This is a genomic window from Neptuniibacter sp. QD34_54, from assembly GCF_047778055.1.
Taxonomy (GTDB): Bacteria; Pseudomonadota; Gammaproteobacteria; order Pseudomonadales; family Balneatricaceae; genus Neptuniibacter.
Genome location: NZ_CP180546.1, coordinates 1,560,776 through 1,585,713, shown reverse-complemented (window position 1 = coordinate 1,585,713; position 24,938 = coordinate 1,560,776). Strand labels below are relative to the sequence as shown.

21 protein-coding genes are annotated in these 24,938 nt (G+C 46.3%); 7 read left to right on the top strand and 14 right to left on the bottom strand.

The window, feature by feature from the left end:
• Positions 1 to 13: 13 nt before the first annotated feature.
• From ACMXYP_RS07295 to ACMXYP_RS07280, 4 genes are all read right to left on the bottom strand, one after another.
• On the bottom strand, positions 14 to 3,646 hold the full coding sequence (locus tag ACMXYP_RS07295; RefSeq protein ID WP_415884351.1) for a DEAD/DEAH box helicase family protein: 3,633 nt from the start codon (positions 3,644 to 3,646) through the stop codon (positions 14 to 16).
• A 34-nt stretch (positions 3,647 to 3,680) separates the two neighbouring features.
• Positions 3,681 to 4,841 carry a restriction endonuclease subunit S gene (locus ACMXYP_RS07290; RefSeq protein WP_415884350.1) on the bottom strand — a complete coding sequence of 387 codons (1,161 nt, stop codon included), beginning with the start codon at positions 4,839 to 4,841 and terminating at the stop codon, positions 3,681 to 3,683.
• Entirely contained in the window at positions 4,838 to 6,445 is a 1,608-nt protein-coding gene (locus ACMXYP_RS07285; protein ID WP_415884349.1) for a type I restriction-modification system subunit M, read from the bottom strand. The genes ACMXYP_RS07290 and ACMXYP_RS07285 overlap by 4 nt, the downstream gene beginning before the upstream one ends.
• Before the next feature lie 71 nt (positions 6,446 to 6,516).
• Positions 6,517 to 7,455: a restriction endonuclease gene (locus ACMXYP_RS07280; RefSeq protein ID WP_415884348.1), complete on the bottom strand. Its 939-nt coding sequence runs from the start codon at positions 7,453 to 7,455 to the stop codon at positions 6,517 to 6,519.
• Positions 7,456 to 7,804: 349 nt separating this feature from the next.
• Here ACMXYP_RS07280 and ACMXYP_RS07275 point away from each other — a divergent pair, with 349 nt between their 5' ends.
• From ACMXYP_RS07275 to ACMXYP_RS07245, 7 genes are all read left to right on the top strand, one after another.
• Positions 7,805 to 9,409, top strand: coding sequence for an ABC-F family ATPase (locus ACMXYP_RS07275; RefSeq protein ID WP_415884347.1), 1,605 nt, complete (start codon positions 7,805 to 7,807; stop codon positions 9,407 to 9,409).
• Positions 9,410 to 9,713: 304 nt separating this feature from the next.
• Positions 9,714 to 11,462 carry an acetate--CoA ligase gene (gene acsA, locus ACMXYP_RS07270; RefSeq protein WP_415884346.1) on the top strand — a complete coding sequence of 583 codons (1,749 nt, stop codon included), beginning with the start codon at positions 9,714 to 9,716 and terminating at the stop codon, positions 11,460 to 11,462.
• Positions 11,459 to 12,454, top strand: a complete 996-nt coding sequence (gene pdhA, locus ACMXYP_RS07265) for a pyruvate dehydrogenase (acetyl-transferring) E1 component subunit alpha (RefSeq protein WP_415884345.1) — start codon at positions 11,459 to 11,461, stop codon at positions 12,452 to 12,454. Before acsA ends, pdhA begins: the two co-directional genes overlap by 4 nt.
• Positions 12,447 to 13,439, top strand: coding sequence for an alpha-ketoacid dehydrogenase subunit beta (locus ACMXYP_RS07260; RefSeq protein WP_415884344.1), 993 nt, complete (start codon positions 12,447 to 12,449; stop codon positions 13,437 to 13,439). Before pdhA ends, ACMXYP_RS07260 begins: the two co-directional genes overlap by 8 nt.
• Positions 13,436 to 14,602: a dihydrolipoamide acetyltransferase family protein gene (locus ACMXYP_RS07255; RefSeq protein ID WP_415884343.1), complete on the top strand. Its 1,167-nt coding sequence runs from the start codon at positions 13,436 to 13,438 to the stop codon at positions 14,600 to 14,602. The genes ACMXYP_RS07260 and ACMXYP_RS07255 overlap by 4 nt, the downstream gene beginning before the upstream one ends.
• Positions 14,599 to 14,847 (top strand): acyl carrier protein, encoded by a 249-nt coding sequence (locus ACMXYP_RS07250; RefSeq protein WP_415884342.1) that lies wholly within the window; start codon positions 14,599 to 14,601, stop codon positions 14,845 to 14,847. The genes ACMXYP_RS07255 and ACMXYP_RS07250 overlap by 4 nt, the downstream gene beginning before the upstream one ends.
• An 81-nt stretch (positions 14,848 to 14,928) precedes the next feature.
• The gene (locus tag ACMXYP_RS07245; RefSeq protein WP_415884341.1) at positions 14,929 to 17,793 is read left to right on the top strand and encodes an AMP-binding protein; all 2,865 of its coding nucleotides are present in this window, start codon (positions 14,929 to 14,931) and stop codon (positions 17,791 to 17,793) included.
• Positions 17,794 to 17,880: 87 nt separating this feature from the next.
• Here ACMXYP_RS07245 and ACMXYP_RS07240 read toward each other — a convergent pair whose 3' ends face one another.
• From ACMXYP_RS07240 to ACMXYP_RS07195, 10 genes are all read right to left on the bottom strand, one after another.
• Complete coding sequence (locus ACMXYP_RS07240) at positions 17,881 to 19,011, bottom strand: NAD(P)/FAD-dependent oxidoreductase (RefSeq protein ID WP_415884654.1); 1,131 nt, start codon at positions 19,009 to 19,011, stop codon at positions 17,881 to 17,883.
• A gap of 94 nt (positions 19,012 to 19,105) precedes the next feature.
• Positions 19,106 to 19,360, bottom strand: coding sequence for a CDGSH iron-sulfur domain-containing protein (locus ACMXYP_RS07235; RefSeq protein WP_415884340.1), 255 nt, complete (start codon positions 19,358 to 19,360; stop codon positions 19,106 to 19,108).
• A 115-nt stretch (positions 19,361 to 19,475) separates the two neighbouring features.
• On the bottom strand, positions 19,476 to 20,282 hold the full coding sequence (locus ACMXYP_RS07230; protein WP_415884339.1) for a hypothetical protein: 807 nt from the start codon (positions 20,280 to 20,282) through the stop codon (positions 19,476 to 19,478).
• A 10-nt stretch (positions 20,283 to 20,292) separates the two neighbouring features.
• Positions 20,293 to 21,171, bottom strand: a complete 879-nt coding sequence (locus tag ACMXYP_RS07225) for a metal ABC transporter permease (RefSeq protein ID WP_415884338.1) — start codon at positions 21,169 to 21,171, stop codon at positions 20,293 to 20,295.
• Positions 21,171 to 21,890, bottom strand: coding sequence for a metal ABC transporter ATP-binding protein (locus ACMXYP_RS07220; protein ID WP_415884337.1), 720 nt, complete (start codon positions 21,888 to 21,890; stop codon positions 21,171 to 21,173). Before ACMXYP_RS07220 ends, ACMXYP_RS07225 begins: the two co-directional genes overlap by 1 nt.
• Entirely contained in the window at positions 21,890 to 22,798 is a 909-nt protein-coding gene (locus ACMXYP_RS07215) for a metal ABC transporter solute-binding protein, Zn/Mn family (protein WP_415884336.1), read from the bottom strand. The genes ACMXYP_RS07220 and ACMXYP_RS07215 overlap by 1 nt, the downstream gene beginning before the upstream one ends.
• A complete protein-coding gene (locus tag ACMXYP_RS07210) occupies positions 22,791 to 23,303 on the bottom strand; it encodes a DUF6162 family protein (protein ID WP_415884335.1) in 513 nt (170 codons plus the stop codon). Before ACMXYP_RS07210 ends, ACMXYP_RS07215 begins: the two co-directional genes overlap by 8 nt.
• Positions 23,290 to 23,559, bottom strand: coding sequence for a hypothetical protein (locus ACMXYP_RS07205; RefSeq protein WP_415884334.1), 270 nt, complete (start codon positions 23,557 to 23,559; stop codon positions 23,290 to 23,292). Before ACMXYP_RS07205 ends, ACMXYP_RS07210 begins: the two co-directional genes overlap by 14 nt.
• A gap of 38 nt (positions 23,560 to 23,597) precedes the next feature.
• A complete protein-coding gene (locus ACMXYP_RS07200) occupies positions 23,598 to 24,434 on the bottom strand; it encodes a DUF4198 domain-containing protein (protein WP_415884333.1) in 837 nt (278 codons plus the stop codon).
• Positions 24,434 to 24,937: a DUF2271 domain-containing protein gene (locus ACMXYP_RS07195; protein ID WP_415884332.1), complete on the bottom strand. Its 504-nt coding sequence runs from the start codon at positions 24,935 to 24,937 to the stop codon at positions 24,434 to 24,436. The genes ACMXYP_RS07200 and ACMXYP_RS07195 overlap by 1 nt, the downstream gene beginning before the upstream one ends.
• Position 24,938: the final 1 nt, after the last annotated feature.

The following is a 24,938-nucleotide window of genomic DNA, read 5'->3' as shown; positions in this document are numbered from 1 at the left end:
TCTACTTGGCTAGCTACGCCGCCCCTTCCGCATCAGCATTGGCATTGACCTCACGAATACGCCCAAACAGTTCAGTTACCTTATCAGGATCAAAAAACCCAAAAGCACCTTCATGATGTTCATCGGTAAACGGTGGTTCAAAGATATGCTCAATTTCCAATACACCATTATGCATTAGGTAGTCGATTACCTTATTCACAAAGTTGATCTGCTGAGCGTTATATACACCCTCATCAAGAAAGTCGCTAAACGCTTCTTTGGCAGCATTCATATCCAAGCCAACTAGTTCACGAATAAAGGTACCCAGCGGTTTATCTTCTAAAACTTTCTCACGGTATTCGACAACATCGCTCATACCGCTGGCATCCAACAGCAGACCTTCCAGTACATCCAAGTCAGCTTGTGTAATTGGTTTATTACGCTTCAGTTTCTGGATAGTGAGTTGATCTTGGTGTTCTTTGATATAAAGTTCGGTTTTCTTGCGGTACTGTACTAAATCAATACTCGGTGATGAATAAGTACCAGTCACATCTTTAACACCGGTTACTTCATCTTCAAAGTTGGTGTACACCACCGCTTTCTCTTCTTTATCTAAAGCGAACATCAGGTTACGTAAACGACAACGCACATCTTCCAGTGTGACAAGATGTATATCCTGCCAAAACTCTAGCGTTTGCAGCTCCTGAATCAACAGCAGCTCAGCGCGCACTTTCGGCACATCACTTTTGCCTTCCAACTGCTGGGCAATCTCCATTACCTTTTGCCGAACACCTTCGTTCAAAGCCCCTTTTTCTAAAAGGTCGAGCTGCAAAGTCAACAGAGTATTATCAAAGCGGTTCGCTAGATGATTGTCTTGCTCTACCTCATTAAACGGCTCTGCTTCGGTCGGCAGTGTTGATAGATAGGTTTCCAGTTGCGTGAACTTTTCATCATCTATGCGGTTCCAGTAATCACGCTGTAAAAAAGGCTCTACATGCTTACGCACCGGGCGCACGATAAAGTTATCTAAATTCATACCACTGACCTGATGGTGTAACAGGTCCAATTGGTATGTTTTCAATCCTGTTAGTCGCTCAACATCCTCAGGGTATTCATCAGCATAAGTTTCATCGCTGATCCGCTTGTCTAGCAAAGTACTTAACAGTACGCGCTTTTCAAAAACTAGTTGGCCGATAGAACGCGCTACATTGGCGGGTAAACCTTCTGGGTTTTGATCAAAAAACTCAAAGTTTTGGCAGTAATCAAACACTCTAAAGGTTTGCTTATCTACGCCCGGACCAAACAAGTTCGGGCTTAAACGCGTACCACGGCCCATCATCTGAGTGAACTTAACTTTGGAGCGAATAACTTTAAAGAACACCAAATTGACCACATCCGGCACATCAATACCGGTATCGAGCATATCTACCGAGATGGCGATACGACAGGTTGGATTTTTCGGGTCAAAACTTACGGGGTTGTTTTCATCCCCTGTAAACTCATCGATCAAGCTTTGCGCGTAGGTTTCTTTAAAGGTAATTACCCGCGCAAGCTTACCGGCCCATTTGGGATAATTGGCGTTAAACACTTTTTCCAGAAATAGCGCATGGTCATTATTGGCGGCAAAGATGATGGTTTTACCAATCACATCTCCGCCTTCAACATGAATACCTCCCAGCGCATCTTTGCTCATCAATTGGGCAAACATCTTTTCAGCGGTATCGACGTTAAACAGGAACTTGTTCAGTTCGGCTGGCAATACCTCATCACGGTCTTTGAGTTCGGCTTTTTTCTCCCACTCTTCCTGTTCCTGTTTCGACAGCTCTTTATACTTAATGCCTTTACGCAAAAACTTAGTTGGCACAGTAATTTTTGTCGGCGGTACCAAGAAGCCCTCGGCATAAGCCACTTCATCTTCGTAGGCATAGGTAGGTAAACCATTGCGTAGGTCAAAGATGTCGTAGGTGTTTTTCTCCACCTCATCTTTCGGCGTTGCGGTCAGGCCCACCAGCAGGCCGTCAAAATATTCAAAGATCTGGCGGTATTTGGCATAAACAGAGCGGTGCGCCTCATCCACGACTACTAAATCAAAATGCCCCACCCCAAACGGGCGCTCATCGGCGGCACGGTCCAGCAGATTTTTCATGGTGGGATAGGTAGAGAAAAATAAACGGCTATCGACCTGACCTTTGCTCTGACCAGAGCTTAAGATCGAACAACTAATCCGTGGCAGCAGTTTTACAAAGTTCTTTTTCGCTTGGGTTAGCAGCGCATTCCGGTCAGCAAGAAAGAGCACATTCTTAACCCAGCCGTGGCGCACCAATAGATCCACCAAACTGATCACGGTTCGGGTTTTACCCGTACCGGTTGCCATCACCAACAGCGCTTTACGGCGGCACTCCTGCTCGAAGTCTTGCAGAATATGGGTGATGGCGGCTTTCTGATAATGGCGATTGGTAATAGCATCATCAATCTTGGCGGTGAGGCTCTGGGCTGCGCCGTTTTGATCGGCAAAGAACGGTTGCCGCTCATGCCGACGTTTAATCATTAACGCCAGCTCTGCAGCGGTATAAAAGCCCTGCACTTGCCTTGGCGGGTAACGGTAGTCATCCCAAAGGTAGGTTTCATAACCATTGGTAAAGAAGATTATCGGGCGTACGCCAAAGGCTTGCTCTAAACAATCGGCGTAGAGTTTCGCCTGCTGTTGGCCATCTTCGGCACGGCGGTGGGTACGTTTAGCCTCAACCACCGCCATAGGTTTGCCATCATCGTCCCAAAGCACATAATCAACAAAGCCATTACCTTTAGGGTTCGCTTGAGAGATCGGCATACCACTGACTGGATATTCGCGATCACGCCCGGCTTTCAGGGGCCAACCGGCCTCATTAAGCAAAACATCAATCAGGTAATCACGGGTTTCCTGCTCATTATAATCGTGGCTGTCCTGTACCTGCTCTGCGGCCTGTTTTGCTTGTTCAATCTGCTGTAGTAGGGCCTGATTCTGAGCCTTCAGCTCAGCGTTTTCTTTTAGGGCTTGCTCTCGGGCTTCACGGGTTTGTGAATCCTGCTCGGCCAGCTGTTTCTCTAACCCTTGAACCTGCTTAATACTACTAAGCGCTTTTGCCGCCACCTTAGCATCAATAACAATCTGTTCTGGAATCAGCGCAATATCAAACTCAGCGACAACAAACTGCTGGCGATCTAAACCCGGGGTATAAGTGCGAACAAACCAATATAGAACATGATGTAGCTCTTTTACCGCCTGTAGCGCATCGCGTTGGGCAAAAGCGCTCTTACCGTGTACGGCTTCATTACCCAGTTTGATAATTAGCTTGAGTTTGGGGAACAGACCATGACTCAGGTTGTGCTTAAAGTCCTTATCATGGATCAGCGACATCAAGGTTTTGTCATAACCGGGGCGTTGCAGCCAGTTATCCAGATCAAACACTGCCTCAACCATCAACTCCAGCGTATTACGAGCATAAAACCCGGCAATACGCGGATCGGTTTTCACACTGGCCTCAGCGCTCTGCGCCCGGCTTAGCAACTCCTGCCCCAACTCGATAAAACGCTGGGCATTACCCACTTGCTGTGCGGCTAAGAGTGCCGACTGCATAAACGCAAAGTTGCTAGTGCCGTTTGTAGTTTGATCGCCAGATTGAGTCATACAAATTCCCTTTAACTCGATGGATTGCCGCAGGTTAGTTTAGATTGAGTTCGCCTTTGAAGGCACGTTGCACCAGAGCATTAAAGCCTTTTTCAATTTCTACCTGCTGGCTCTGATTCTCTTGAATTAGCACCTTGATAGCATTTAATTTATTCGAATATGAAACTTGAAGATCATAATCTGGTAGATGACATTCAAATGCTGCAAGTTCTTTACGGTTTATTTTTGGAATATTCGCTCTGCTAGGTAACTGCTCAAGATAGCCATCGAAAGCAGGTGATAGAATAAGTCCCCAAATAAACTCACTTGTAGAAACACCGTCTATTGGATTGAGAGGGTACATGTCTGCACTACATAGGCCAGAAAAGTCTGGTATCGCGGTTTTTTTTAAGTTGGGACGAATCTTAGAAAATAGCACGCAGTCTTTGTTGAATCTAAATTTCCCACTAATTAAGCCATCTTCTTTTGCTGTTTGATGGGGAAGAATTTGACCAGTCTTCTTTGTTATATGTTCTGGTCCTATATGCGGCAAATTTTCATTTTCTGTAAGTTGTGGATCTACCAACTTACTGGTTATTTGGAAAACTTGGTCAAAGCGAACTTTTTTAGGGAATAAGCTATTTGTTCTAAGATCACCAAACATATCGATAAAGACAGACTGAGCGAGGCTGTTTAGCTCTTGCTCCATCTGCTTGCAGTCTTTGCGTAGTTGATCGGATTTTTCCAGTACCGCCGTAATCTGCTTTTGAGTTTCTAGTGGGGGAAGAGGGATCTCTAGTGACTTCAATATGGAGAGGTTTATATTTTTTTGGGCTACACCGCCTGACTGGCGCTCAATCTCTGGCAGTTTAGACTTCAAACAGTACATGAGATACTTATTATTTATCTGCTTATTACACTGTATTCCAGCTATAGCCTGATTGGTGGTCATAGTTTTGCCCAATATTGCTACACGCCCTAATGTCGCAAATATTGAAATTATGACGCTCCCTTCTTCAAACAACTTAGCCGAACTATTATCTAAGCCTTCTTGAGTTATTTGTTCAGTAGTTTCCTCGACCACTTGAAAATCTTTATAGTCCTTAATCGAAAGCCACTTAATTCCATTACCCCAATATTGTGGTTTACTTCTTGAGGGTGTCCCCCCAGCAGAAATTACACCTAAGTCTCCTAGCTTTACATTGGGCCAGCTCACAACAACCCCTCCAGCTCCGCCACACCCTTAGCCATCTTGTCCTGCAGCGTTTTAATTCGTTGCAGAATCACCTGCGGTTCGTCGTACTCAATCTCTTCGTAAACCACCTCTTTATAGCGGTTAAGGCTGAGGTCGTAGTCATTGCTTTGAATATCCGCCACATCCACCATAAAGCTTTGTTCGGTCTTAGCGCGGCTGTATTCCGGGCTTTGCGTATTCGGGGCACCGTTTTCCAAACTCAGAGTACGGAAGCGGCTAATAATATCGGCGATATTGCTCTGCTCGTGGGTGGGCTGTTCGCCCTCTTTGTATAGTTGGGTGCGTTTATCGTCCAGTGAGTAACCATCGGCCTGCATATCGTAGAACCAGACTTTATCGGTGCCACCGGAGTTGGTTTTGGTAAAGATCAGAATTGCGGTACTGACACCGGCATAGGGCTTAAATACTCCGGATGGCAGTGAGATGACGGCTTCAAGCTTTTGCTCATCAACAATACGTTCGCGAATCTTCTTATGAGATTTGGTGGAGCCAAACAGTACGCCATCTGGCACGATAACGGCGGCACGGCCACCAGTTTTTAGCATACGCAAAATCAGGGCGAGGAATAGCAGCTCGGATTTTTCGGTTGGGCCTTTCTTTTTCACCTCAACCTGAACTTCATTGCCCTCTTCGTCGATCTCGGTTTTGAAGATCGGCCTTGGCTTAGTCTTTTTCGGGGTTTTACCCAGTGCGCGTAGCAGATCGGTAGAGACGATATCGAAATCCACCGCGCCTTTAAACGGCGGGTTGGCGAGGATCAGGTTAAATTCTTCGCTGATATTATCCGCACCTTGATCCTGCAAACTGTCACGGTAATGCACAGCCGGGTTTTCGATACCGTGCAACATCATGTTCATCGCGCCGATGCGCAGCATGTGCTTATCAAAGTCGTAACCGGTAAACATATCGTTATCAAAGCGTACACGGTTTACTGGCTTGTTGATCTCTGCGGCGTGATGCTGTTCTACGTGTTCCACAGCGGCCATCAGAAAGCCACAGGTACCGGAGGATGGATCACAGATAGTATCGCCCGGTTTTGGCTGCATCAGCTCAACCATCATTTTGATGATATTACGCGGGGTACGGAACTGACCGTTAACACCGGACTGTTGCAGTTTGCTCAGTAGGTATTCGTAAAGATCACCTTTGGTATCTTTATCATCCATATTGATGGCGCTGAGCAGCTGCACCACCTGATCCAACAGTTTTGCAGAAGGGATCATGAAGATGGCATCGGCCATATGCTCAGCAAAGCTACCTTGGTCTTGCAGGCTTTTGATCTTTGGGAAGACCCGATCACGAACGATCTCAAACATCTGATCTGGATCGGCATCTTTAAAATGACTCCAGCGTAGGACTTGCTCATCCGCAGTGAAAACCGGATTCTTTAGCGGCAAGCCTGTTGCTTGAGCTTTACGCTCTGCGGTTTTTTGCAGCTCATCCAGACGACGGATAAACAGCAGGTAAGAGATCTGTTCAATTACCGAGATAGGGTTAGCCACCCCACCAGTCCAGAACATCTCCCAAACCTGATCAATTTGATTACGAATTTTGCCTGTTAGCATGGAATCTTTACCTTAATCGCCACGCTAAATTGTGGCTGATACAACTTAAATATTATTCGGCGTAGCTTACGCTATTCTGTGAAGAAATCAGTATCGACCGCTTTAACTTCGTAGTTTTGTTTGGTTGAAACACCTAACCCATATTGGATCATCAGTTCTGCAAGTTTACGGCCATCAATCAGTACGACTTTCTTTTCAATTAAAGAGCAATACTCACGCGCTTCGCGACTGAACTGACTGGTGGTAATAAACACTCCTTTACGAGCGCGCTTCATCTCCAACGCACCAACAAAAGCTTGGATATCTGGGCGGCCTACACTGTTATCGGTATAGCGTTTTGCTTGCAGGTAGATGGTATCTAAACCCAAGGGATCTTCATTAATAACACCATCGATACCGCCATCTGCAGTGTATTGGGTCGCAGCTCCAGAGCTTTCGCTCCAACCGCCATAACCCATCGCTTGTAAAAGCTGTACAACTAAGCGCTCTAGAAAGTCCGGTGATTGTTGCTTAACTGATTCCAGTAGTTCGTCTGCGAGACTGCTTTGGATTTCTGCGTAGGCTTCTTCTAACCGTTCCTGAGGATCAGTATCGGTTGTTTGCTGTTCCAATTGCCCATCAACATCTGACAGACCGTTGGTAGACTTAGCATTTTTCGGATTGGTTTTAACTTTGTGGAATTCGACAAATTCTGGATACTGACGCAGGTACCGAACATCGACTCTTTGCGGACACTCTTTTAACGCCTGCAAACCACGATCGGTAATTTGAATCTGTCCACGGGCTGGCGCTTTGGTTAAACCCGCTTTATTCATATAAGTGCGTGCCCAAGCAAGGCGGTTTTTTATATAAGTTTGTTTACCAGAGGGAAGGACTTCTCGAATATCCTCTTCCGAGAGTTCTAGATAGTTACAAACCCAAGCGATGCGATCTTTAAACTCGTGAACTTTTTGGTCTTCGATAGCTACCAAAAGTGGTCGCATACAGGATTGGAAATCAGGGATAGACACGCACTCACTCCTTGTCGTGTATAAAATCGTACTCAAATTGTAAGTACGTAAACTTAGCTCAATAGAATATACGAGAGTAGCTATTCAGACTACTGTGAGAAAGTATGGAAATACTGGAAAATACTCATCGTTTATAACTAGTAAGGCTTAAAAAATAAGACTAATAGGCACCGAATCTACGGATCAAAGAATTAAAGCATTCTAAGCAATCACCCAGATTATTTTTTAAACGATTTAAGTCTAAGAAATCCCCCTATTCCCTGCCATTTTCTGGTAGAGTTCGCACCTCTGTAACAGCCCTTTAAATCCGCTGTACATCTTCTAATTTTTTTACCCTCAGGACACTCCCTTGATATCCTCTGCGAACATTACAATGCAGTTTGGCGCTGAGCCTTTGTTTGAAAATATTTCGGCTAAATTCGGTAACGGCAATCGTTATGGTTTGATTGGCGCTAACGGCTGCGGCAAATCGACTTTTATGAAGATTCTGAGTGGTGACCTAGTGCCGACATCGGGCAATGTGTCTATCACACCGGGTGAGAAGATGGGTGTGCTTAGTCAGGATCAGTTCGCCTTTGAAGAGTACACGGTTATCGATGCGGTAATCATGGGTGATACTGAGCTTTGGAAGGTCAAACAGGAGCGCGATCGTATTTATGCGTTGCCGGAGATGTCCGAAGAAGATGGCATGAAGGTTGGCCATCTGGAAAGCGAATTTGCTGAGATGGATGGGTACACGGCGGAAAGTCGTGCCGGCGATATCCTACTGGAAGCAGGTATTGCCGAAGAATATCATTTTGGTTTGATGAGCCAGGTAGCACCGGGCTGGAAACTACGTGTGTTATTAGCACAAGCATTGTTTGCTAACCCAGATATTCTGCTGTTGGACGAACCAACCAACAACTTGGATATCCATACGATTAGCTGGCTTGAGTCAGTTCTAAACCAGCGCAAGTGCACTATGATCATTATCTCCCACGACCGTCATTTCCTTAATGCTGTTTGTACCCATATGGCGGATATCGATTACGGTGAGCTGAGAATCTATCCGGGTAACTATGATTACTTCCTAGAAGCTTCCTCTTTGATCCGTGAGCAGCTGTTAACTGAAAATGCTAAAAAGAGCGCTGAGCTGGATGAACTACAAGCGTTTGTAAATCGCTTTTCTGCCAATGCCTCCAAAGCAAAACAAGCAAGTTCTCGTGCTAAAAAGATGGAGAAGATCGAGCTAGATGAAGTTAAAACCTCTAGCCGTCAGATCCCATCCATCACATTAAAGCAGGATAAAAAGCTGCATCGACAGGCGCTGATTCTGGAAGATGTCGGCCACGGTTTTGAAGACAACAAATTATTCGAAAACGGTAATTTGATCTTAGAGGCCGGAGCTAAGCTTGCTGTTATCGGCGAGAACGGTGCCGGTAAGACCACCTTCTTGCGCTGCCTAGTGGACGAATTGCAAGCAAACGAAGGTACGATCAAATGGTCTGAAAATGCGGTCATTGGTTATTGCCCGCAAGATAGCAGTGCTGATTTTGATTCTGATCTAACCCTATTTGAGTGGATGTCCCAGTGGCGTACTCCTAAACATGATGACTTAAAAGTTCGTGCCATGTTAGGTCGCTTACTCTTTACGGCTGACGACTTTAACAAGAAAGCTAAAGTCTGTTCCGGTGGTGAGAAAAACCGCTTACTGTTCGGCAAAATGATGATGATGGATTTGAACGTCCTGATTATGGATGAGCCAACCAACCACATGGATATGGAAGCGATCGAAGCGCTCAACAATGCATTGCTAGGCTTTGATGGCACGCTTATCTTCGTTAGCCATGACCGCGCATTTGTATCCTCACTAGCAACGCATATTATCGAAATCAAAGATCAGCAGATGATCAATTTCCACGGCACTTTCGATGAGTATATGGATAGCCAAAAGATGGCTGCTCAAGTTGCTTAACAGCCTTCATAGATACCAATAAAAAATGGCCTGATAAATCAGGCCCTTTTTCGTTTTATGCTCTTTAACTTAGCACTACTAAACCACTTTCCCTGCGACAAATCCCGTTATTCAAGCCTACTAACAGTCACGACCGCCCTGTTAACTGGAAACAGTTAATGGATGCCCTCTTTAAATAACCAAGCCTATTTATTGACTCGTCTCAACATTCGAGCACAAAACATCATTTCCAGGCGGATATCAACTATCCTAAAAGTGACCTTAAAACTGCAGTGAACTAGCCGCTGTTGCCGAGGAGTTAAGGATGGCTTGTTTAGTAATAGATAAGGATACTGATAATGTTGTGCCCTCCCCTAATATGCGGGAATACTCAACAGAGCTAACAGATTCACCCAATTGCCAAATTGATGGTCTACCCGGTAATGCGGTTAACATCTGTTACGAAGCGGTGGATCGACATCTAGATAAAGGCCTTGCCGATAAAATAGCTCTCAGATGGCATAGTAAAACAAACCAACTGAGGACATTTACCTACGCCGAACTGGCAGCAGCGACCAGCCGCTTTGCTTGTGTACTTCAGCGACTTGAGCTTCAACCGGGAGCCAGGGTATTCGGCTTAGCTGGCAGAACACCTGAGATTTATATCTCATTACTGGGCAGTTTGAAGTTTGGTGCTGTTTTTGCGCCACTGTTCTCCGCGTTTGGACCTGAACCTATCCGTTCACGGATGGAGATTGGCGATGCAGCAGTATTAGTGACAACAGAGCGACTGTATCGGAAAAAGGTTCAACACTGGATCAATGAATTAACCCCTTCTCCTCAAGTACTCTTACTGGACGTAAAAGGAGAGCCCCCTGAAGGCTGCCATGATCTAAGCAAATTGCTAGCCGAGGCTGACCCAGACTTTCCGGTTTACTCAAGCTCGCCAGATGATATGGCCCTACTGCACTTCACCAGCGGCACTACTGGTAAACCAAAGGGCGCCGTACATGTTCATAACGCCGTGCGGCACCACATTATTTCTGCCTACTATGCGCTTGATCTGCACCCTGAAGATATTTATTGGTGTACTGCGGATCCCGGCTGGGTAACGGGTATTTCCTATGGCATTATTGCTCCACTTTGCCATGGCGTAACACTGGTAATTGACGAAGCAGAATTTGACCCTGCCCGCTGGTACCAGCTGTTAGAGCAAGAGCGTGTCAGCGTTTGGTATACCGCACCTACAGCGGTACGCATGCTAATGAAGGCCGGAGATCAGCTACCGCTCAAATATGATCTCAGCCAACTGCGCTTTATGGCCAGCGTTGGAGAACCCCTAAACCCCGAGGCTGTCATCTGGGGGAATAAGGTTTTCGGTATCCCCTTTCATGATAATTGGTGGCAGAGCGAAACAGGTGGAATCGTCATCTCCAATTATGCTGCTATGCCGATCAAACCGGGTTCGATGGGCCGTCCAATCCCCGGGCTTGAAGTCGCACTGATAAAGCGGACTGCTAACAACAGCATCCAGCTATTGAATGATCAGGAAACCACCGGCGAGCTAGCAATAAAGGCAGGCTGGGCCTCAATGTTTCGTGCTTACCTTAATCAACCAGATCGCTACCAAAGCTGTTTTTCAGAGGGGTGGTATCTCTCTGGTGATTTGGCTCGACGAGATAGCGATGGCTATTACTGGTTCGTCGGGCGCAGTGATGATGTGATTAAAACCGCGGGACATCTGATTGGCCCCTTCGAAGTGGAAAGTGTACTGATTGAACATCCAGCGGTCGCTGAAGCTGCAGTGATTGGTATCCCTGATCCTATTGTTGGCGAAATGATAAAAGCCTACGTGGCACTCAATTCGGGCTACCTCCCCGATGAAACTCTGAGGAAAACGCTGTTGGGGCATGCTCGCAAATATCTTGGGGCAGCAGTCGCACCAAAAGAGATTTCCTTTCGTGAAAATCTACCAAAAACACGTAGCGGTAAGATCATGCGACGTCTGCTAAAAGCTAGAGAGTTAGGGCTGCCGGAAGGCGACCTATCCACACTTGAGAGCGATGAGAAATGACTTCCCCAGACAAAAAAATCCATCTTGGTAAAGAGCACCTCTCGCAGCTGCTGTACCAGATGTTGCGTATCAGGCTGTTTGAAGAGCGCTGCGCTGAACTCTATACCCAAGAGAAAATCCGCGGTTTCCTCCATCTCTATATAGGCGAGGAAGCGATAGCCGTTGGCGTGTGTCAGTCACTACAAAACGCTGACCGGATGGTATGTACCTATCGTGAACATGGCCATGCTCTCGCACGAGGTATGTCGATGACAGCAGTGATGGCTGAGATGTTCGGCAAAACCAATGGTTGCAGCCGCGGCCGTGGCGGGTCTATGCATCTGTTCTCTGATGAGCTGAATTTTTATGGTGGCAACGCCATCGTTGCAGGTGGGCTCCCTTTAGCAGTGGGATTAGCTCTGGCAGACAAGAAACTACAACACGACAGTGTTACCTGCTGCTTTTTTGGTGAGGGAGCTGTTGCCGAAGGTGAGTTCCATGAAAGCCTGAATTTAGCGTGCTTATGGCAATTGCCAGTACTGTTTATTTGCGAAAACAATTTATATGCCATGGGAACAGCGCTCGAACGTTCCGAATCTGAAACAGAGCTTTATCGTAAGGCTGCCAGCTACGGCATGCCTGCCCAGAGCGTTGATGGTATGAATGTGGTGGATGTAGAAATTGCTGCAAAGCAAGCGTTAGAGGCAATCCGTCAGGGCCAGGGACCACAGTTTTTAGAGTGCCGTTGCTATCGGTTTAAAGGCCACTCCATGTTCGATACTCAGCTATACCGTCGTAAAGAAGAGGTTGAACAATGGCTCAGTAAAGATCCGGTGGTACAGCTCAGCGACTGGATGGAAAAAAACTATCATTTGTCTAAGCAAGACATCGATCTATTGAAAAACAAGATAAACCTAGAAATCGACCAAGCCGTAAGCGATGCAGATCAGGGTGAATGGGAACCTGTCACAGATCTGCTAAAAGATGTTTATACGGAGGTTGATCATGACTAAACCTGCGCAAACCCTGAGTTATCGTGAGGCGGTACGAGAGGCACTGCGAGAAGCGATGGAACAAGATCCTACCGTATTCCTCATGGGCGAAGATGTTGGTCGCTACGGCGGTTGTTACGCTGTTTCTAAAGGACTGATAGATCAATTTGGTGAAGAGCGGGTCATTGATACACCTCTGTGCGAATCTGGATTTGTCGGTGCGGGTATTGGCGCGGCACTGGGAGGGATGCGCCCTATTATCGAGGTGATGACAGTCAATTTCAGTCTGTTGGCGCTCGATCAGATCGTAAACAACGCCGCTACTATCCGGCACATGTCTGGTGGGCAGTTCAGTGTTCCGTTGGTAGTCCGCATGGCCAGCGGTGCTGGACGCCAACTGGCAGCTCAGCACTCCCATAGCTTGGAATGTTGGTATGCACATGTACCCGGACTAAAAGTGCTGACCCCCGCTACAGTCAGCGATGCCCGCTATATGCTGCAGATGGCACTGAATGATCCTGACCCGGTCATCATCTTTGAGCACGTGATGTTATACAACATTGAAGATCAACTTATACCTCGCGAGAAGACTCCTCCAATGGAGCAAGCAGTTATCAGAAAAACCGGAAAGGATCTGAGCTTAATTGCCTATGGCGGTACTCTGGCAAAAGCACAGCAAGCTGCTGAGACACTACTCAAAGAGGGCATTGATGCTGAGGTTATCGACCTTCGATGTCTACGTCCGCTGGATAAAAAAACGTTGCTAGAAAGTCTGAGTCGAACCCATAGAGCCGTTATTATCGATGAAAGCTGGAAAACTGGCGGGATGGCGGCAGAGATCAGCGCCCTGCTGATGGAGGAGGGATTCTGGCAGCTGGATGCTCCAGTCACCCGAGTATGCAGTCAGGAGGTTCCTATCCCCTACCCGGAACATCTTGAGCAAGCAGCACTACCCCAGGTAGAGGATATTCTTGAAGCTGTCAGACAGCTACCGGGGATAGTATGAGTAATTCGGTTTATGAGCTGACTATGCCTTCATTTGGCGCTGATATGGATCAAGGCCTGATCTTGGAGTGGCGAGTTAAATCAGGAGATAAGATCAATAAGGGTCAGGTTATCGCCGTTATTGAAACTCAAAAAGGTGCTATCGACTTTGAAGCTTATACCGATGGTCAGGTTGAGGAATTACTAGTTTCAGAAGACCAAACGGTACAAGTAGGGACTCCGATTGCACGACTAACGGGGAAAATAGACGTTAACGCAGTAACTGATCCTGTCATACCCACTGAAACTGAACGAAAACCCTCACAACCTGTTCCACAGACTAGTAGCCATCAACCATCCAGTAGTTACGCTAACCTCAGTAGACATTCAGCAACACCCTATGCTCGACATCTGGCTAAACATGCAGGGATAAACCTGACCGAAGTTACAGGTAGTGGCCCAGCCGGCGCTATTCTGTCTAGGGATATTAAAAAGGCTCATCACACACCACATTCACCTAGCAAAGATTCAATGCGCGAGGCTATCGCTGCTGCACTAAGTCGATCCAAACGTGAGATCCCTCATTACTATCTGGAAACCACAATTGATGTGCAACGGGCAGATGACTGGGTGCATGAATTTAACCGTGATCTACCGCCAGACCAGCAGATCCTACTCAATGCTTTATTTCATTGTGCTGTAGCCAAAGCGCTGCGCAAAGTGCCTGAATTTAATGGTTTTTATTTAGATGGTCATTTTTCAGAATCATCTGAAGTTCACTTAGCGACAGGAATCTCTATCCGAAGTGGCGGGCTTATATCACCTGCGATCCTCAACGCGGATCAGCTCGCACCTGCTGAGATGATGTCTCAGCTGAAAGATCTGAGTGACCGGGTACGAAATGGCGGCCTGCGTTCAACTGAGATGACCTTAGCCACTGCGACCTTAAGTAGCATGGGTGACCGCGGTGTAGAAAAGCTGTTTGGCATCATCTACCCACCACAAGTCGCATTGATTGGTATAGGTAAGCCAACTGTTCGCCCTTGGGTTGTGGGCTCTGAGGTCAAACCTCGCCTTTTGGTTACCGCCTCGCTTGCTGCTGACCATAGAGCCACTGATGGCAGGCAAGGAGCTCGTTTTCTCAACCAACTGGGCAAGCTATTACAAAAACCGGAGAACCTATGAATACAGAACAGATAAAAACAATTCTGCAGGAAGAGATTCTTGAACTTGCGCCAGAAGCAGATCTAGATCTACTGGATCAGCAAGAAGATATGCGCGAAGAACTGGATCTGGATTCAATGGATTTCATGCGCTTATGCGTAGCACTGGGTAACAAGTTAGGTTTTCAGATTCCTGACTCCGACTTGACCAAAATATTAACCTTTGAATCCATGCTTACTTATCTGTATGAACGGAGCGGACCGTGAACCTGTCCCCGTTTATTTGCCCTTTTTCTTGTCCAAAATTAGCCTCGATAAATTACAGGCCCCTGACTGCAGGCAAACGTTTTGTCCACTGACCCAATGCCTACCTCTCAGGAAAGTGCACTCCATGTTTTGCATATAGTGAAACAGGTTGCGGCTGAATTACATCCAAATCAGCATTTTTCCAATACATTAAATTTGGATAGTTCTCTAGATCAAGATTTCTCTTTCGATAGTCTTGGAAAGGTAGAGCTTTTACTGCGACTGGAACAAGAATTTAGGGTTGCTCTACCCGAATCCCTTCTTAATAGAGCGGATACTCCACGAGACCTGTTTAACGCTATTTTAAACTCTCAGGCTCGAACTAAGAATTGCGCTCTACCCGAATTAGAGCAAGTACAACTAGAGCTGAAGGATACCGGCATAGCCCCAGAGCTGGCAGAGACCCTGCTAGATGTGTTGGAGTGGCAAAATCAGCATCATCCTGACCAAGTTCATATCACCTTGTACGATCCGGAAGGTGAAGGGCAGACAATTAGCTACATACAATTAAAAACAGAAGCGTTGAAAGTTGCAGCAGGCTTGCAAGCACTTGGACTTCAACCACAGGCACCCGTTGTATTAATGTTGCCAACTGGCGCCGAGTACTTCTACTGCTTCTTTGGCATTCTCTATGCGGCGGGTATTCCCTGCCCTATTTACCCACCGGGGCGTAAAAGTCAGATTGAAGAGCACCTTAACCGACATGCCAGTATTGTTCGGAACAGTGGTGCAGAGATAATGATTACACCTGAAGATGCGCTCCCTTTTGCAGCTCTTTTACGTAATCAGGTGACGTCGCTAAACCATTTGGTCACTCCTGAAAATCTGCAGCAGCATGTAGGAGAACTTACCTTACCAAAAATACACCCACGGGATATTGCTTTCTTACAGTACACTTCCGGCAGCACCGGCACCCCGAAAGGCGTAATCCTGACCCACGCCAACCTTCTCGCGAATGTCCGAGCAATGGGCGAAGCGGTACAGGCTGATGCCAATGATGTATTTGTCAGCTGGCTCCCCCTTTACCATGATATGGGCCTGATAGGAGCTTGGTTTGCCAGCCTCTACCATTCCGCCCACCTAGTGATAATGTCACCATTGAGTTTTATTGCCCGTCCACAACGCTGGTTGGAGGCGATTCACCGTTATCACGGCACTCTGTCAGCCTCACCAAATTTTGGTTATGAGCACTGCAGTAGACTCGTTGACCCCAAGGACTACCAACATCTGGATCTATCCAGTTGGCGTTGCGCGTTTAATGGCGCAGAAGCCGTGAGCCCTCAGACTCTTGAGACATTTTGTCACCGTTTTTCCTGCCTTGGTTTTTCCGCCCGTTCGATGATGCCTGTTTATGGATTAGCTGAAAACAGTGTTGGACTGGCTTTTCCGCCACTGGCACGCGGGGCAAAACTCGACTGCATCAATCGTGATCGCTTTAGCTTAACAGGGTACGCAGACCCCGTTTCTTCAGCAGATCCATCAGCAATATCCATAGTTAACTGCGGCCAAGTTATCCCTGGCCACCAACTTAGGGTTGCAGATAGTCGCAATCGGGAATTACCTGATCGACAGGAAGGACATGTACAATTTAAAGGTCCATCAGCAACTTCTGGGTATTATAGAAACCCAGAAAAAACAGCCGGTTTATTTAAAGGAGACTGGCTGGAAACCGGAGATCTTGGATATATCGTTGACGGAGAGCTCTACATTACCGGTAGGCAAAAAGATCTAATAATTCTGGCCGGCCGAAACATCCACCCATCGGAATTAGAGAACGTGGTTTCAGAACTAGAAGGCGTGCGAAAAGGTGGGGTGGTCGCATTTGGTAGTCAGAGCGAAGAATTTGGTACTGAGCGATTGATTATCGTTGCTGAAACACGCTTAAAAGCTGCAGACGCATTAAATGCCATCCGATCAAAAATCAATCAAGCCTCTTTAGATCTGTTAGGTTTGCCTGCAGATGAAATCTGCTTAGTCGCCCCAAATCAAATATTAAAAACATCCAGCGGCAAGGTACGCCGCGCAGCATGCAAAGCACTATATGAATCAAACCAGTTAGGCAAAAGAACTGGCAATATCCGGCTGCAATGGCTGAAGATCGGACTGGCATCCATCCGCGGTAAGTTAACACGCTTCTTTTTAGACGTTCTGGATTATGCATTTGCTGGCTACTGCTGGCTGGTGTTCACTACATTGGCATTAGTGTTCACTCCCATCGCCCTTTTGTTTTCAAAACTGGACCTTCGCTGGGACGCACTCAGCCTTTGTATACGACTTATGTGCATGCTGACAACAATCAAAGTTAAGGTAGAAGGTCTGGAGAATCTACCGGCTAAAGGGCAGCCTTCTGTCTTTGTAGCAAATCATGCCAGTTATCTAGATGGCTATCTCATACTTGGTTTTCTGCCCAGAGCCGTCCGTTTTGTGGCTAAAGCAGAATTAAAAAGCAATAAGCTGGTGGCCTTTTTGCTTAACAAGATCGGAGTAGAGTTTGTAGAACGCTTTAACGCCGAACAGGGATATGCGGATATCACGAGGCTTTCGGAAGACACAATAGAAAAACGCTCTTTGTTCTTTTTCCCTGAGGGTACATTTTCCCGTGTTCCCGGTCTGCGCTCCTTCCACCTAGGAGCATTTATTACTGCGTGCCAGAAGAAGCTTCCCGTTATACCCATAGGAATAAGGGGAAGCCGAAATATACTCCGCGCAGATAGTTGGTTCCCAAGACGGGGGCATATCATTATCTCCATTGGTAAGCCGATCTATGAACCACCAGAAGAAGGGGTCTCTCCATGGCAAAGCGCCATCAAGATGCGGGATTTAACCCGTGTAGAGATTTTAAAATTAACTGGCGAGATTGATCTGAAATCCGAAGAGCCTATGAACAACGTTGCGGAAATTGAATAAAGTTTAATAGGGACAAGGATCAATGACTAAAGCTGGTATATGACACCAGCTTCCGACATTATAATCGCTTGCATATCTCAGATAGATTTAAACAACCTGCCCTGCTGCAAATCCAGATGCCCACGCCCACTGGAAGTTATGACCGCCCAGATGACCGGTTACATCGAGACACTCACCAATAAAGAATAGGCCCGGTGCTTTTTTAGCTTCCATGGTTTTCTGGTTAATTTCATTGGTATCGATACCACCTAGTGTCACTTCCGCTGTACGATAACCTTCAGTACCTGAAGGTTTGATCTTCCACTCACGGAAAGCGCTGTTGATCGCATCCAGATCTTTATTGGATTGGTTACCCATAATGCCGCTAAAGCCGAATAGCTGGCAGAGAATCTGTGCCATACGCTTACTCATCTGCTGCGCCATGATGGTGGTGATTTCCGCTTTTGGACGCGCTTCGCGTTGCTCTTTTAACCATGTAAGCAGATCAAACTCTGGGAACAGGTCTATCTCAACTTCGCCGCCCGGTTGCCAGTAGGAGGAGATCTGCAAAATAGCAGGACCACTTAAGCCACGGTGGGTAAAGAGCATACTTTCGATAAAGCTGGTTTTACCGATAGTCGCTTTTACCTTGTGAGATACACCCGAGAGTTCTTTAAGTACCTCTTTCTCTTTTGGCTGTAGGGTAAAAGGCACTAACGCTGCTGTTTTAGGTAGTACTTTTAGATCGTACTGCTCAGCGATATCGTAAGCAAAGCTGGTAGCTCCGCCATTGGGAATCGATAAACCTCCAGTCGCAATAACGACAGATTCAGCTTTGATCGGACCAGATGATGTTTGCAGTAAGTAACCCTCTTCCTGCGGCTCGATACCATTGACGCTCAGCTCGGTACGGATCTCATTACCCGCCCATTCTGATTCGGTCATTAAAACCCGAAGAATCTCTTTACTGGATTCATTACAGAACAATTGGCCGAGTGTTTTTTCGTGATATTCCACACCATGACGATCAACCAGATCGATAAAGTCCTGCGCTTTATAACGACTGAGAGCAGATTTACAAAAATGAGGATTCTGCGAAAGGAAGTTAGCGGGACCGTTATGAATATTGGTGAAGTTACAACGTCCACCGCCGGACATTAGGATTTTTCGGCCAACTTTTTTAGTGTGTTCGATAACAAGAACAGAACGTCCTCGATAACCAGCAGTAGCGGCACACATCAGGCCTGAAGCTCCGGCTCCGATAATTACTACATCGTACTGTGTCACACGCTTTCTCCACTGGTTTGAAAGCGCGCTATCTTACCACAAGCTATTATTTTTCAGGTTTGTTTTTATGGCTACCGTCGCAGAGTGGCTGTGTTTTTGTTTGCTTGCACATACAAAGCCAAACCTCACCATCCTCTTCGGCTTCAAAGACGACGGGATCTATTCCTGTGCCTTGATGAGAGCCATCACAAAACGGTTGATCACCCGAGCGACCACAAGCACACCACGCATAAGTCTGCCCCGCTTCTAAGTGAATTTTGACTGGGGCATCTGCTGCCCTATGAACGGGTGAATGAGACATCGTTATGCTCCTCTACTGAATATTCCGCCGTCCTTAGCAGCATTTAGTGCTATCGCTATATTCAGTAAACGTAGAAGAGCAATTTCAATTGTTCAAATTTAGAACAATACAATTATTAATGCTGAAGCGCTTGATCAAGCTGATTAAGATTATTTGATAGCCACTGTGCAAGATCCGTTTTCAGTGGTTTGATCGCTGTATCCACCAGCCATAAACCCGATTGTGGCTCGAGTTTTTTACTCTTAGATTTGATCTGCAATGCCTCGCTACACTCCTCTTCCACTGGCAAGTAAGTGGCTTGCGCTAGCGGTTGAAGTTTTGTGTTGTCGAGACAAACAGCGACAACATCATGCTCCAGCAAGGTCTCATCTAACTTAAGAGCATAATCACTGATCTGTTTTTGCAGCGCCATTTGGTTTGAACGGATAGTCGGTGCATGCTCCGGCCAGATCCGCTGAAATTCACGGGAAACGATCTGACTCATTACACGCAGATTATCAGGCGCTAACCAAAAATACGTACTCTGCTCGATATCTTGAGCACTTAAGCTAACCTGAGCCCCACCCGGCAGAATTTCTTGTGCAGCGTCTACATTGATCACCCGAACATTTGTCGCTCTTAGATGCTTAAACAAAGCATATTCCGGCCAAATTGACTCAATCGATACTACAGCAGTTACAGGACCTTGTTTTGAGATAGCCGCGCCACTTTTATGTTTTAGCCAGTTATTAATTCGGGACACTGGTAAACGTTTTGGTGGCAGATAAATCGCCTCAACATCCGTACCCTTAAGAAGGGCTTGGTTAATGCCTTGGATGATAGGCATTGCTGACACAACACGTTGGGATTCTACTTTATTTGCAGCGATAGAATAGCCCGACAACGCCAGCATTAAAGTAGTCAAAATCAGCTTAATTTTCATGACAGGAACTCTAAGCAAAACTACGAATACGATTAGTAATAACAGCCAACACAAATCCCAAACTAGCCAATAACACAATGGCTGCCCCAGATGGTACGGGTAGCTCTAAGGCCATAGGTAATATGATTCCGGCCAAACAACAGATGGTTGAAAGCAAGATATTGGTCCAGAAGAACTGTCTGATATTTCGGGTAATTAAACGAGCGGTTGTCGCTGGGATTAACAACATTGCCCCTACAAGAATAGCTCCGGCAATTTTGACAGCCGCAACGGTAATTAGAGCGATTAGCACAACAAATGCGTAATCGAACAAACGCGTGTTGATACCGTTCACTTGCGCCAGCTCTGGGTTCAACGAAGCAAGCAAAGCCTGATTACCGAAACAAACCGTTAGTAATAGACAGATTGCACCTATCACCGCGAGAATAAAGAGATCCTGATCCTGCACGGTCAGTATCGAGCCGAACAGCACATTCTCTAGAATATGCACGTTCACCTTACGCGCTACATAAAGCAGCAAGGCTGCACCCATTGCGATAGCCACCGCTAGGAACACACCAACAAGCGCATCATAAGGCACTTGGGTACGGCTTTTAATCCAATGTAATAACAAAGCAAAGATCAGACAAAAACTAAACAGCGACGCATAAGGATGCGCAGCAGGCTCACCCAGCAAGATACCAATCGCGATACCTGTTAAAGCTGCGTGCCCTACTGCTTCAGAGAAAAAAGCCAGACGTTTGATTACCACTAAACTGCCCATACCCCCAAGAAGAGGACCAATAATTAGCGCAGCAACCAACGCATTGATCAAAAATCCATATTCGAAGATGCTTGGCAGCGTACCTTGAGCCTGCATTTCAAAGGCCCATTTTCGTAATGCTTCCATCAGGCTACTGCCTCCATCTCTCTCTTTGAGGATGAATCAAGTGAAGCCCCAACTATGCCAAGATCGACTTCACTTGGAAGCCCCATATCAACTAAACCGCCGTTAATAAGCAACACGTTATCGGCATGTTCTCTGACAAATCCCATATCATGATGGACAACCACCAAGGTTTTACCTTGCTCTCGAAGATTGAGCATCAAGTCGGTAATCAGTGCTTGGCCTTCTGCATCTAAACCTGTCATAGGCTCATCTAGGAACCAAAGATCTGACGATCGGATTAGTGCTTGAGCAAACATTAAACGCTGTCTTTCACCACCGGATAACTGTCCAAGCTGCAGTTCAGCTTTTCCTTGAAGGCCAACAGTTTCTAATAATTCCAAAACAGTATCTTGAGTCTCTTTACGGCGACGAAAGAACACCGGCTTGCGACTTAAACCAGCACTGAGAAAGTCTGAAATTGTCACAGGTAAAACTTGGTCAAATCGCGGCTGTTGCGGGATATAGGCAGGCTTTTGCGCTTTATTCATCCAAGCGCGTTTTATTTCACCCTGATGGGGAGTTAAACCTAACATGGATTTTAGCAACGAGGTTTTACCTGCACCGTTAGGGCCAACCAGCAGATGCATTTTTCCAGCACTTAATTCAGCCGACAGTGGCGATAAGATCTGACTGCCTGCAATGCTCAGGCTTACTTTATCCAACTTAATTGAAGGCCCCATTATGCGGCTCCTTCATCGGCCAATGCACTTTTAAGCGCCTTAACTAAAGTTTTTAAGTTGTGCTCCATCTCACGATAAACAAGTTCAGCGTCGTACTCGCCGAATGTCAGATGTGAAAAATGGTACAGCCCAATCCCCGTTGCTTTTTCTACCGTCTCCACATAGCGATAATCCATGTTTAGCTCGGTAAAGAGCACTTGTACTTGGGCATCACGAATACGGTCGATCGTTCCTTGAAGCTGACTCGCACTTGGCTCTACCCCATGGGCAGGCTCGATCACTGTGTCGATGCCGATTCCAAATTCCTGCAAAAAATAACCGTAAGCGTTATGGGTACTCGCAATGCGAATACCACTCAAATCTAAGCCGTTCAGCGCTTGGGTATATTGGTTCTTCAGCGTTCTAAGCTTGCGCGCGTATTGCACCGCATTTTTCTTATAGAACTTGGCATTATCTGGGTCTAATTCACCAAGGTTTTTAGCAATGGTATAGACCTGACGGATAGCCGCACTGATCGACACAAAAGTGTGAGGGTTCCAGGCGCCAACGGTATTTTCGGCAGCTAATAGAGGTACATCCTGATTAGCCAGAATCACCTTAATCTTTTTACGCTGCTTACCGTTTTGAGCTTCCAACGCTTCAAGTGCTCTAAACGCAAATTCATCATGCCCGATGCCATTCACCACCAAGGCATCCATGGTCATTAAACGTTTGAGATCGGCTGGTTGAAGCTCATAACTATGAGGGTTAAAACCGGCATCAACCAAAGGAACAATCTCCGCTCTATCCTTAACGATATTAGCAACGTAGGCGTAGTATGGATGTAGCGTGATACCAACCTTCAATGGCTCTGCCATCAACGCGCTGGAAAACAAAAATAAAGAAAATGTAATTAAACGCTTAATCATGAGTGGAAGCCGTTTCCCAGTTTGTTAACTGATCGCAATTTGGAGTATTTACAGCGGTTTGTCGCCAATAGATCTCGGAATGATCATTGTGTATTTTCAAGACAAACTCGCGGGAGCCTTCTTTGGAGGAGCGACCGAAATAGCAAACAGAATCGAGAAGGTTCCACGAGTAGGCAGCGAAAGTACCGTTACTGTCAGCAAACGGCGGTAGTTCTTGTTCGATCAGTTCTGAAACCGCAGGAAGACTGCCATCATCGGATAGAAACATAATCTCATCGGCAGCATTTCTTAAAGCTGTCAAAACCGCCTTGCCTTCAACATCCAGCTCAAGATGTTTTTGCGGGGCTAAACTCGGGGCCTGATTGTTCTGCAAAACATAGTTAGCGATAGAAAGGATGATCACGATACTGCCGATAAGCCAGTAACTCTCAACACGGCCGTTATCGGGCCTGACAACCTCAACCGTTCCGTCTTCTTCCAGTGCTGAGGTTTTAAAGCTCGCCATAATCAACCTCTACCGGAAACTCATGCCCTGAATCGAACTGAATATAGAACTCACCTTCAGGTTGTTTGAAGCGAACTTGAGAGAACTTATCGGCTTTTTTAGACACCAGTAAGGTCTCATCGTAGTCATAGAGCTTAACCGGTTTACCCACCGCTTTAGTGCCATCACTAAAACCGACATGACATAGAATTTCAGCCGATTCTTGCTCGCAAGTCATAACCGGGTAATGCGCAAGTGCAGATGCACTTGCGCTCATTAATATCCCTATTAATCCGTATTTTGTTGCTTTAAGCATTACTCAGGTAAAACCTCAAAACTTACGAAACGGATCGCATATTGGTAGTCAGCCAGATCACTCTTGATTGGGCTTTTTAGATCAGCACCAACTAACCATGGGCCTGCTTGCTCTGGCGTGAAGATGATTTTGCCATCTTTAGCCGTAGTAACTGGAATAGCACCACGTTCGCTGCGGTATTTAGTACCTGCTGGCGTGACTTCAACATCAACACCCGCCACTGGCTTACCATCCAATAGCATGGTGAATTCAACTTCTTCACCCACAACAATATCGTTTGGATGTGTATCTAACTTCATCTCTAATCCCTTGCCTTTGACCTCAGTCACAAGGTCTGTAGGCGCGTTATTAGTGATGTACGTTGCAGTTACCATATCGATCAATAAGGTAGAAACATCACGAGCGTTTTTAGGTAGACGCTCTTTCGCTTCGATCTTATCCGCCATCATGCGCTTAGGGGTGTCACGCTTACCTGATTTATAGCTAGTGAAATAGTAAGGTTGGCGCTTACCTTCGATTTTGTAAGTACCAGGCTGATCGATATACAGATCAAATACACTACGACGATGGCCTTTAAAATAACTGCCCAGCGCGTTGCGATCGCCATCAGGAGAAAAAACGAGGAAGTGATCTAGCGGCACACCCTTATCGAATCCGAAAACAGTGTGAGACGCACTGACATCAGCAGTGATCCATTCACCCTGACCTTCTTCAGTTGATACAGTAAATTCACTTGGCAATATCCATAATGGATGTGCTTGAGCTACTGCTGACACGCCTAAAGCGCTCGCTAAAAGGCATCCTTTAATTGTGCGGCCTAGTTGTTTAATCATCATTATTTACTCTCTCCAATACTGATACTAACTGGCCCTAGCTCTGCACCGGCATCCAGTTTATAAACCTTTTGTCCCTTACCTAAAGACACCTTCTGTTTAAGAAGCGTACGATCACCATGCTCGCGAACCGCTTCTAGATACAGAGTGTATTCGCCTGCTGGAAGCGCTTTACCTTGGTTATCGGTTCCATCCCATTTCAATGTGTAGCCACCAGGAGCACGGGTAGCTCCGGTCACACCATCCACCGCTTGGCCATAGCGACCCGCTTTACGCCACCAGCGACGGATATCCTTAAGCCATTTTTTATCGTCAAACCAAACACTGATAGTGCTTACCGCTTTGCGTTCACCTTTTTGTTCTACCCATACAGCAACAAATGGACGCTGATATTTAGACGTCGCTATTTGCGGGATGGTTAACTCAATTTGATGTGTATCTGCGGCAATGGCTGAATGACTCATTAGCCCAATACTCAGCAACACCGAAGAGATAGTACTTTTCATA